The sequence below is a fragment of the Thioalkalivibrio sp. ALE20 genome (assembly GCF_000381405.1).
Lineage (GTDB): Bacteria > Pseudomonadota > Gammaproteobacteria > Ectothiorhodospirales > Ectothiorhodospiraceae > Thioalkalivibrio.
The window spans coordinates 1-9,370 of record NZ_KB906477.1 but is presented as its reverse complement, the minus strand read 5'-3'; the positions used below and the strand labels follow the sequence as shown (position 1 = coordinate 9,370).

The following is a 9,370-nucleotide window of genomic DNA, read 5'->3' as shown; positions in this document are numbered from 1 at the left end:
CGTGCCGGTGCCGATTCCTGCGAGCGTGTGGGTGACGGCCTGGTGGCTGCGCACATCATTGCCCGCGTGCATTCCGAAGTGGAAAGCATCCTGCCGAGTGCGCCCAGCGCCAGCGGCTCCGCCAGCTGAGGATACGCCGATGGCCGATCCACGGATCGTGGGCTATCTGAACCGGGCCGTCGCGCATGAAATGTCGGCGGTCCAGCAGTACATGGCCCAGGCGCGGCTGACCGCGCTCTGGGGCATGGCGGAACTGAGCGACTCGCTGCGGCGGGAAGCGCAGGAGGAACTGGAGCATGCGGATCGCCTGATGACCCGCCTGATGCACTACGGGCTGGCGCCTCCCGGCAGCCAGCTGGCTCCGGTGCGTCTGGGGCGGTCAGTGCGGCAGCTGATGGAGTACAACCGTGCGCTGGAGCTGGACGCGGTGCGGATGTACGAGGAAGCAATGGCGTATTGCCGTCGCACCGGCGCCCGAGAGGATGCCGCGCTGTTTTCGGCCCTGCTCGACGAAGAGTGGGAACACGTGCGCGAGATCGATGCTCAAATGAATGCAAACGGCAGCGGAGATTCCGATGGCCGAGAACGGTGACGTGGTTCCCGGAGGCTGGGAGCCTGGCAAGGGTTCGCTGGTGTCGATCAGCAAGCAGTACACCTTTGATCGATACGGGGTGACGCGGGATTTCCTCGACCGGGTCGCGGATCTGTCCGAGGCCGACGGTTATCACCCGAACATCAGCTTCGGGACGACCTATGTGAACATCACCATCGACGCCCGGGACGGCGAGGCGATCGGTGAGGCGGATCGCGCGTTCGCGCTCGAGGTCGACCGCCTCGCCGGCGAGGTGACTTCATGACCCGGGGGTCATAATGAGCTCGCGGGTGATCGCGGTCGTCAATCAGAAGGGCGGGACCGGCAAGACCACCCTGACGATGAATCTCGCGGCCGGGCTGGCCCGGCGCGGCCGGACCCTGGTTGTCGACGCCGATCCTCAGGGTTCGGCGGGGCAATGGGCGCGCATGAGTTCGGAGCGCAAGCCGTTCCCGGCATCCGTGTTCGCGGTGGCCGGGCCGCTGGAGCGGGAGCTGGCGAATCTGCGGCGCGACTATGACTTCGTGGTCATCGACTGTCCGCCGACCCTGGAAGGCGGTGCGGTGAACGGCGCCCTGGCGGCGGCGGACCTGGCGCTGATCCCGGTGCTTCCTTCGCCGGTGGACCTGTGGGGCAGTGTCCGCATGGGGACGGGCCTGGAGGACGCGCAACGGGCGAACCGGGATCTGCAGGCGCGTATCGTGGTCAACCAGCTTGAGGTGCGCAGCGCGCTGTCGCGCGCAATGAAACACGCCCTCATGGAGATCGACATACCCGCTCTGGAGCAGACGCTGCGGCGGCGGGCCATCTACCGGCGTTCGGCGCTGGAAGGCAGCTCCGTCTATGATCTGGGGAAACCCGGACAGGCGGCGGCGGCCGAGATCGAAGCCATCATCGAGGAGGTTTCACAATGAGTGACCTGCAGAACAAGCTGGCGGCCGGCGTGCGCGCGGCGCGCGAAAACCAGGATAACAAGGGCGAGGCATCGGGCACTTCGACGGAGGACAAGTCGAGCAGCAAACCGGAGTCCGGCACGGAGCAGAAAACCGCGGAGAACAAGCCGGCGCAGAAGCCCGCCTCGGGCCAGTCGTCGGCCGGCAAGGCGACGACCGGGACGCGCGGCAGCACGGCGAAGAAGCCCGCTGCAAAGAAAACCGCGGGCAGTTCCGGCGGGTCTGGCGGGTCCGGCGGCACGCGCAAGAGCAGTGGAACGACGACGAAGAAGCCGGCCTCCGGCGGCAGCCGCGGGAGTCGCAAGGACTCACCGGGGAACGACGATCGCGCCACCGGTGATGCGCCCTGGGAGAATCTGCATCCGGATCGGGTCTGGCCGGACTGAGCCGAAACGGAAACGCGAGCATGGCCGGGCGCTGCCCGGCCTTTTTGTGAAGGAGCATTGCCATGCAGGACGAACTGCGCGAATACCGGGTGACCGCAGAGCCCTATTACCAGCCGGTTGCCGACGAGGTGGAGCTGTACGAGGCGGCGTATGCGGCGCGCATGCCCATGATGCTCAAGGGTCCGACGGGCTGCGGCAAGACGCGCTTCGTGGAGCACATGGCCTGGAAGCTGGGCAAGCCGCTGGTGACGGTGGCCTGCAACGAGGACATGACCGCCTCGGATCTGCTGGGGCGCTATCTGCTGGATGCGGAGGGGACGCGCTGGCAGGATGGACCGCTGACCATGGCGGCCCGGCTCGGGGCGATCTGCTATCTCGACGAGATCGTGGAGGCGCGGCAGGACACCACGGTGGTGATCCATCCCCTGACCGACAACCGGCGGGTGCTCCCGCTGGAGAAAAAGGGGGAGATGGTCGAGGCGCATCCCGACTTCCAGGTGGTGATTTCCTACAACCCGGGTTATCAGAGCCTGATGAAGGACCTGAAGCAATCGACCAAGCAGCGCTTCGGCGCGCTGGATTTCGACTATCCGGATCATGCGACCGAGACGCGGATCGTCGCGCACGAGGGTGGCGTGAGCGAGGATGTAGCGGACAAGCTGGTCAGCGTGGCCGAGCGTGCACGGAATCTGAAGGGGCACGGTCTCGACGAGGGCATCTCCACCCGCATGCTGGTGTATGCGGCCACGCTGATCGGGAAAAACGTGCAGCCGCTGGCCGCCTGTCGCATGGCCCTGGTCCGGCCCATTACCGACGATCCGGACATGCGCGATGCGCTGGATTCGGCGGTAACCACGTTCTTCTAGACCGCCTTCGAGGCGGCGCGGGCGCGCGATGAGCATCCATCTGGAAGACTATCCGGACCTCCTCGACGATCTCGGGGAACACGCCGCGCAGGTGCTGGAGTCCGCGTGGCAGGAGGCGACGCGCGCGTTCAGTCCGGCCGGTCTGGAACGCTATTACCTTGAGGGGGCGCGCAGCCTGCATTCGCTGGGGCGGGGCACCGATCTGGTCGCGGCGTTCATCCAGGAGGCCCCGGGGCTGGCCCAGGAGCTGGGCGAGGATGCGGTGGCCGAGCTGCTGAGTGCGTCCATCCGGATGTATTCCAAGACCAGTTCCGCAGTGATCACGCTGGTAATCTCGACCGCGCCCATCGCCGCGCGTCGCCTGGGCGACCATTCGCTGTTCGAAGGTTATCTGCGCCTGCTGGATTCGTTGCTCGGGCAGGCCCCGCGTGGCGTGCGTCCGATGCTGGAGCACCTGGACGAGCTGCTGAGCCATCTGACCCTGGGCGGGTTGCGGCGCTGGGCCACCTGGGGCGCGCAGGCCCATCGCACGGATCTCGAGGCGCAGATCGAATACTTCGGCCTGCAGTCGCCGGAGTCGCGCTCGGTATTCCAGAAGGAACGCCGCGGGACCTTGTTCGTGGACGTGCAGCGGCGTATCAACCTGTATCTGCGTTCGTTGTGGGGACGCGATTTCTTCATGCGGCCAACCAGCGGCGATTTCGAATCGCGCGAAGGGTACCGGCCGTATATCCAGGGGTTCACGCTGTTCCTGCCCGATGCCTTCGACGACACCGACGAGCTGACCGGGCTTGACCTGTATCGCGCGGCGGCGGCGCATGCCGCCGCGCACATGGTGCATACCCGCGAGCGCCAGGAAGAAGAGGCGCCGCGGGGGATCCGGGGCGCGCTGCTGGAGCTGTTCGAGGATTCCCGGGTCGAGGGGCTGACACTGGCCGCATTCCCGGGGTTGGGGCAGATCTGGAAACCCCTGCACACGGCCACCCCGGAAGACGGCGATGCGCCGCAGCCACTGCTGGCACGGACCGCGCGCGCCCTGATCGACGCCGATTACACGGACCCGCACCCGTTCGTGAACGAGGCGCGGGCGGCCTTTGCCCGCGAGTCCGATCTGGAACGTGCGGGACTGGCGGCGGAACTGGCGGAAGCGCTGGCGCCGGCGTTCCCGGAGAAGGGCTACGTGAACCCGAAGCAGATCGCGCCCGAGGTCGTCTACCGCGACGACAACCGCTATATCTGGGCGGTGGGCCGCGAGGACGAAGAAGAGGCGGAGGTGCTGGCCGCACACGGCTCGGGTCAGGAACGCATCTACGTCACGCCGATGGAGATGATCAACACCCTGGACGTGCCCAGTGCCGGGGACGATGCCCAGCAGATCATGGTCCTGGCGACGGAGTTCTTCCGCGATGGCGAGGACACCAGCATCAACGCGCAGGAGGGCAAGGAGCCGATCTCGCTGCCGTTCCACTATCACGAATGGGACTACCAGATGCAGCTGGAGCGCCCGCACTGGGTGACCCTGCTGGAGCGCCGCCCTCCAAAGGGCGATCTGGACGAGATCGACGCGATCAATGAGAAACACAAGCCGCTGATTGCCCGTCTGAAATACCTGATCGAGGCGATTCAGCCACAGGGGATGCAGCGCCTGCGCCGCCAGCCCGACGGCGACGAGCTGGACGTGAACGCGCTGGTGGAGGCACAGATCGACCTGCGCATGAACCGTCAGCCCGACGAGCGCATCTACACCCGTACCCTGCGCCAGGAGCGGGATCTGTCCGTGCTGGTCCTGCTGGACCTGTCGGAGTCGACCAACGAGACGGTGCGCGGGACCGACACCTCGGTGGTGCAGCTGGCGCGCGAGGCGACCACCCTGCTCTCGGGCGCAATCGCGCGCATCGGCGATCCGTTCGCGATCCACGGCTTCAACTCGGACGGGCGGCACGACGTCGAATATTTCCGCTTCAAGGATTTCGATGCGGCATGGGACGACACCGCACGGGCGCGCCTGGCGGGCATGACCGGCGCACTGTCGACGCGCATGGGAGCGGCCATCCGGCATGCCACGGAGCAGCTGCGTGCCCGCGGCTCGCAGAAGAAGCTGATGCTGGTGATTACCGATGGCGAGCCCTCGGACACCGACGTGCGCGACCCGCAGTACCTGCGCTTCGACGCGCGCCGCGCGGTGGAGGAGGCCGGACGCAATGGCGTCCACAGTTTCTGCATGAGCCTGGACCCTAACGCCGATGATTACGTGGAGCGCATCTTTGGGAACCACTACATGGTGCTGGATCGGGTCGAACGGCTGCCGGAGAAATTGCCGATGCTGTATGCCGGCCTGACGACCCGTTAACGGGGGGCGGCGTGAGTCAGAGTGATTCGACGCGGGATTCCGGCCTTCCGCAGGTGATGCTCAAGTCGGAGCTGCCGGCGCATCTGATCCGGCATGCCACCCTGCGCCAGCTGCAGGTCTTCGAGGCGATCGTGCGCCTGGGCAGCTTCACCCGCGCCGCGGAGGAGCTGCACCTGACCCAGCCGACGGTGTCCATCCAGATCAAGAAGCTGTCCTCCGCGCTGGGGCTGCCGCTGTTCGAATATGTCGGGCGCCGGGCGTCGCCCACCGAGGTCGGGCTGCTGCTGTACGACACCTGCCGCGAGATGCTGGGGGCGCTGACCAACCTGGAGATGAAGCTGGCCGAGATGCACGGCCTCAAGCGCGGCCGGCTTCGCCTGGCGGTGATCACCACGGCGCAGTACTTCGCGCCCAGCATCCTCGGCCAGTTCGCGCGGCGCTATCCCGACGTGGAGCTGTCGCTGGAGGTTTCGAACTTCGACCGGGTGCTGGACCGCCTGGCCAATAACGACGATGACCTGTACATCATCGGCCATGTGCCGGAGCGCCTGACCGACGTGGCGGTGTACCCCTTCGCGCCCAACCCGCTGGTGGTGATGGCCAGTCGCGATCATCCGCTTGCGGGGCGCCGCAACATCCCGCTGCAGGAGCTGGAGCAGGAGAATTTCCTGATGCGCGAGCCGGGATCGGGGATCCGTGAGTCCACCCTCAAGCTGTTCCAGGAACACGGTATCAATCCGCGGGTGCGCATGGAGCTGGGCTCCAACGAGGCGATCAAGCAGGCGGTCATCGGTGGTCTGGGGATCTCGGTGCTGTCGCTGCACACCCTGAGCGCGGAGGGCGCGGAAGGGCCGGTGGCGCTGCTGGACGTGGAGCATTTCCCGATCCACCGTCAGTGGCACATCGTGCATCCGCGGCAGAAGGTGCTGTCGGTGGTGGCGCAGACCTTTCTCGACTTCGCCATTCAGGACGAGGCACGGCTGCGCAATCAGATCGAGGACATGCTGGCTGCCTTCAAGGCGCAGGCCGATGCCGGACAGGGCCCCTCCGCCGGATGAACGGTGCCGGCTGACAGGCCCGGCTGACAGGCTATGGGGGGCGGTTTACAATCCCCCGCAAAGTACAACCTTTGATCAGGGCCGCCACGGCGCCCGCGGAGAACACCCGTGAAGAAGCCTTCCGACGACCGACCGCGCATCAGCGGCACCCGGTTCATTGATGCCGACAGCGAGCCGCGCGCCCGGTTCAGCCTGAGTGCCTCGTACCGGGACCAGCACCACCCCGTGACCGGGACGGGTGGGGACCCGAACTTTGGCGCCATCGACACCCCGTTGGATGAGAGCTGCGTGGTTTGTGCCCCTGCGACCCGGCGTCTGGCGGAAGAGCTTTTCGAACGCTGGAACGACGCGCTGAAAACCGGCGACGCCGATCGGGTGACCGACTGCTATGCCGAAGACGCGGTGCTGCTGCCCACGGTGTCGAACGTTCCGCGCACCACGCGCGACGAGATCCGCGACTATTTCCGCCATTTCCTGGAGAAGCGGCCCGCGGGCACGATCACTCAGCGTAACGTGAAGTTCGGCTGCAACAAGCTGACGGATGCGGGTACCTATACCTTTCGCGTGCGCGACGGCGGCGAGGTCAGGGACGTACCGGCGCGTTACACCTTCGTCTACGAGAATCGCGACGGCGAATGGAAGATCGTGCATCACCACTCCTCGATGATGCCCGGCAACGACTGAACAAGACCGACAGTCCCGTGCCCCGCGAGAGCCGGCGCGGGGCGACGTTTCTGACTGGAGGCAAGGACCATGGTTTCCGAACCGGTCGTTCTGTTTTTCCTGCTCGGCGCGATCGCCGGGCTGGCCAAATCCGACCTGAAGATCCCGATGGCGGTGTACGAGGCACTGTCCATCTTTCTGCTGCTGGCCATCGGCCTGCACGGCGGGGTCAAACTGGCCGAATCCGATCTGGTGCCCCTGCTCCTGCCCGGACTGGCCGTACTGGTGGTGGCGGCGTTCATCCCGCTGATCGCCTTCCCGGTGCTGCGCTGGGTCGGCCGCATGACCCGCGCCGACTCGGCCTCCATCGCCGGCCACTACGGCTCCGTCAGCGTGGTGACCTTCTCGGTGGCGGTGGCCTACCTGGCCCAGCGCGGGCTGGATTACGAGGGGCACATGATCGTGTTCCTGGTGCTGCTGGAGATCCCGGCGATCGTGATCGGCATCCTGCTGGCGAAGGCGGGCACCGGTGGCGGCACCCGCTGGGGCAAGACCCTGCACGAGGTGTTCTTCGGCAAGAGCGTGTTCCTGCTGATCGGCGGTCTGCTGATCGGCTATCTGGCCGGTCCGGAGAACATCGAGCCGCTGGAGCCGATGTTCTGGGATCTGTTCAAGGGGGTGCTGGCGCTGTTCCTGCTGGAGATGGGGCTGGTGGCGTCCAGCCGCATCGCCGAGGTGCGCAGTTACGGTGTCTTCCTGGTGGCGTTCGCGATCGTGATGCCGGTGGTGGCCGCGCTCCTCGGTATTGTGCTGGGCTGGGGGCTGGGCATGTCGCTGGGCGGCACGCTGCTGCTGGCCACGCTGTACGCCAGTGCCTCGTACATCGCGGCGCCGGCGGCCATGCGTATCGCGGTGCCGGAGGCCAACCCGGCACTGTCGATCGGGGCCTCGCTGGGGGTGACGTTCCCGTTCAACATCTTCGTCGGCGTACCGCTCTACTTCTGGTTGGCCGAACAACTCTACGCAGTCGGAGGATAGGGCATGGAAGGCGAACCGATGCGCCTGATGGTGATCGTCACCGAGGCGATCCTGGAAGACATGCTGGTCGACGAGATCCGCAAGCTGGGTGCCAGCGGCTACACCGTGATCGACGCCCGCGGCTGGGGCGAACACGGCAAGCGTCGCGGCAACTGGCGCCAGGGCGGCAATATCCGCATCGAGGTGCTGGGGTCCGAGGAGCTCTGCACCCGCATTGCCGCGCACATGCGCGACACCTACCAGAAGGACTACGGGCTGCTGATCTACACCACCGACGCGCTGCTGCACAACTGAGTCGGCTGCGGCCATGGGTGCGCGGGAGGACGAAGAGCTGGCCGCACGCGTGCGCGACGCGACCGGCGCCCGCGCGGCGTACCCGCAGGAGCGGGTGCAGGGGCTGTGGAGCGGTTACGGCGAGATCCGGCGCTACCGCCTGGAGGATGCACCGGTCCCCTCGGTGATGGTGAAGGACGTGCGCTACCCGGCAGCCGTCAGCCATCCGCGCGGCTGGGGCGGCGGGGTGTCCGACCGGCGCAAGCGGCGATCCTACGAGGTGGAGCGGGCCTGGTACGCGGATTTCGCCCCGCGGCTCGATCCGTCGCGCTGTCGCGTCCCGCGCTGTTTCGCGGCGGGTGGGGACGATCATGGCGGCTGGATGATCCTGGAGGATCTGGATGCGGCCGGTTTCCCGGACCGCCGCGAGCGCCTGGACTTCGACGGCGCGGTCCTCTGCCTGCGCTGGCTGGCCGAGCTGCATGCCGCGTTTCTCGGCACCGCACCCGACGGCCTGTGGCCGGTCGGCAGCTACTGGCATCTGGCGACCCGTCAGGAAGAATGGGCGGCGATCGAGGACCCGGCCATCCGCCGCACGGCCGCGGAGATCGATCGCCGGCTGAACGCGGCCCGCTTTCACACCCTCATCCACGGCGACGCCAAGGTCGCGAACTTCGGTTTTGCTGCCGACGGGGGCGCCTTGGTGGCAGTGGACTTCCAGTACGTCGGCGGCGGCTGCGGGATGAAGGACGTGGCCTATTTCATCGGCTCCTGCCTCGACGAAGAGGAACAGGAGCATCGCGAGGCCGACCTGCTGGACGCCTATTTTGATGCCCTGCGCGAGGCGCTGCGCGATCACCACCCGGACGTGGAGGCGGCCGCGCTGGAGGCCGAATGGCGGGACCTGTTCCCGCTGGCGCAGGCCGACTTCTACCGCTTCCTGGTCGGCTGGAGCCCGGCTCACTGGAAGATCCATGACTACAGCCGGCGGGTTGCGCTGGACGTCGTACGGCGGCTGGATCCGGGGCCGGCCTGAGGCGCGCCGGATCGGCTGGCCTCCTACGGTTGCCCCGGCCGGTAGGAGGCCGGCCCTCCGGCCGATTGTGCGTTCGGGCTGTCTCCTGCGCCGGATCGGCCAGAGGCTGGCCTCCTGCGGGGCGAACCTTGCCGCCCGGTGGGAGGCCGGCCCTC

The 9,370-nt window shown here is 67.1% G+C and carries 11 protein-coding genes and 1 pseudogene; all 12 read left to right on the top strand.

Annotated features, from left to right (window positions below; translation table 11 throughout):
* Positions 1 to 129, top strand: a pseudogene (locus F790_RS13845) (carbon dioxide-concentrating protein CcmK); the annotation flags it as partial.
* A gap of 10 nt (positions 130 to 139) precedes the next feature.
* The gene (locus tag F790_RS0110300; protein ID WP_018871383.1) at positions 140 to 592 is read left to right on the top strand and encodes a bacterioferritin; all 453 of its coding nucleotides are present in this window, start codon (positions 140 to 142) and stop codon (positions 590 to 592) included.
* Entirely contained in the window at positions 576 to 857 is a 282-nt protein-coding gene (locus F790_RS0110295) for a 4a-hydroxytetrahydrobiopterin dehydratase (RefSeq protein ID WP_019591612.1), read from the top strand. Before F790_RS0110300 ends, F790_RS0110295 begins: the two co-directional genes overlap by 17 nt.
* Before the next feature lie 13 nt (positions 858 to 870).
* Positions 871 to 1,506, top strand: a complete 636-nt coding sequence (parA, locus tag F790_RS0110290) for a ParA family partition ATPase (RefSeq protein ID WP_019591611.1) — start codon at positions 871 to 873, stop codon at positions 1,504 to 1,506.
* Positions 1,503 to 1,931 (top strand): hypothetical protein, encoded by a 429-nt coding sequence (locus tag F790_RS0110285; protein ID WP_019591610.1) that lies wholly within the window; start codon positions 1,503 to 1,505, stop codon positions 1,929 to 1,931. Before parA ends, F790_RS0110285 begins: the two co-directional genes overlap by 4 nt.
* Positions 1,932 to 1,993: 62 nt before the next feature.
* Positions 1,994 to 2,797, top strand: coding sequence for a CbbQ/NirQ/NorQ/GpvN family protein (locus F790_RS0110280; protein ID WP_018871379.1), 804 nt, complete (start codon positions 1,994 to 1,996; stop codon positions 2,795 to 2,797).
* A gap of 28 nt (positions 2,798 to 2,825) precedes the next feature.
* Positions 2,826 to 5,147: a nitric oxide reductase activation protein NorD gene (locus F790_RS0110275; protein WP_019591609.1), complete on the top strand. Its 2,322-nt coding sequence runs from the start codon at positions 2,826 to 2,828 to the stop codon at positions 5,145 to 5,147.
* Positions 5,148 to 5,203: 56 nt separating this feature from the next.
* The gene (locus F790_RS0110270; RefSeq protein ID WP_018871377.1) at positions 5,204 to 6,205 is read left to right on the top strand and encodes a LysR family transcriptional regulator; all 1,002 of its coding nucleotides are present in this window, start codon (positions 5,204 to 5,206) and stop codon (positions 6,203 to 6,205) included.
* A 108-nt stretch (positions 6,206 to 6,313) separates the two neighbouring features.
* Positions 6,314 to 6,889, top strand: a complete 576-nt coding sequence (locus tag F790_RS0110265) for an SgcJ/EcaC family oxidoreductase (protein WP_019569876.1) — start codon at positions 6,314 to 6,316, stop codon at positions 6,887 to 6,889.
* A 69-nt stretch (positions 6,890 to 6,958) separates the two neighbouring features.
* The gene (locus F790_RS0110260; RefSeq protein ID WP_019591608.1) at positions 6,959 to 7,906 is read left to right on the top strand and encodes a sodium-dependent bicarbonate transport family permease; all 948 of its coding nucleotides are present in this window, start codon (positions 6,959 to 6,961) and stop codon (positions 7,904 to 7,906) included.
* 3 nt (positions 7,907 to 7,909) lie between these two features.
* The gene (locus tag F790_RS0110255; protein WP_018871374.1) at positions 7,910 to 8,200 is read left to right on the top strand and encodes a hypothetical protein; all 291 of its coding nucleotides are present in this window, start codon (positions 7,910 to 7,912) and stop codon (positions 8,198 to 8,200) included.
* A gap of 13 nt (positions 8,201 to 8,213) precedes the next feature.
* Complete coding sequence (locus tag F790_RS0110250) at positions 8,214 to 9,215, top strand: phosphotransferase (protein ID WP_019591607.1); 1,002 nt, start codon at positions 8,214 to 8,216, stop codon at positions 9,213 to 9,215.
* Positions 9,216 to 9,370 lie beyond the last annotated feature (155 nt).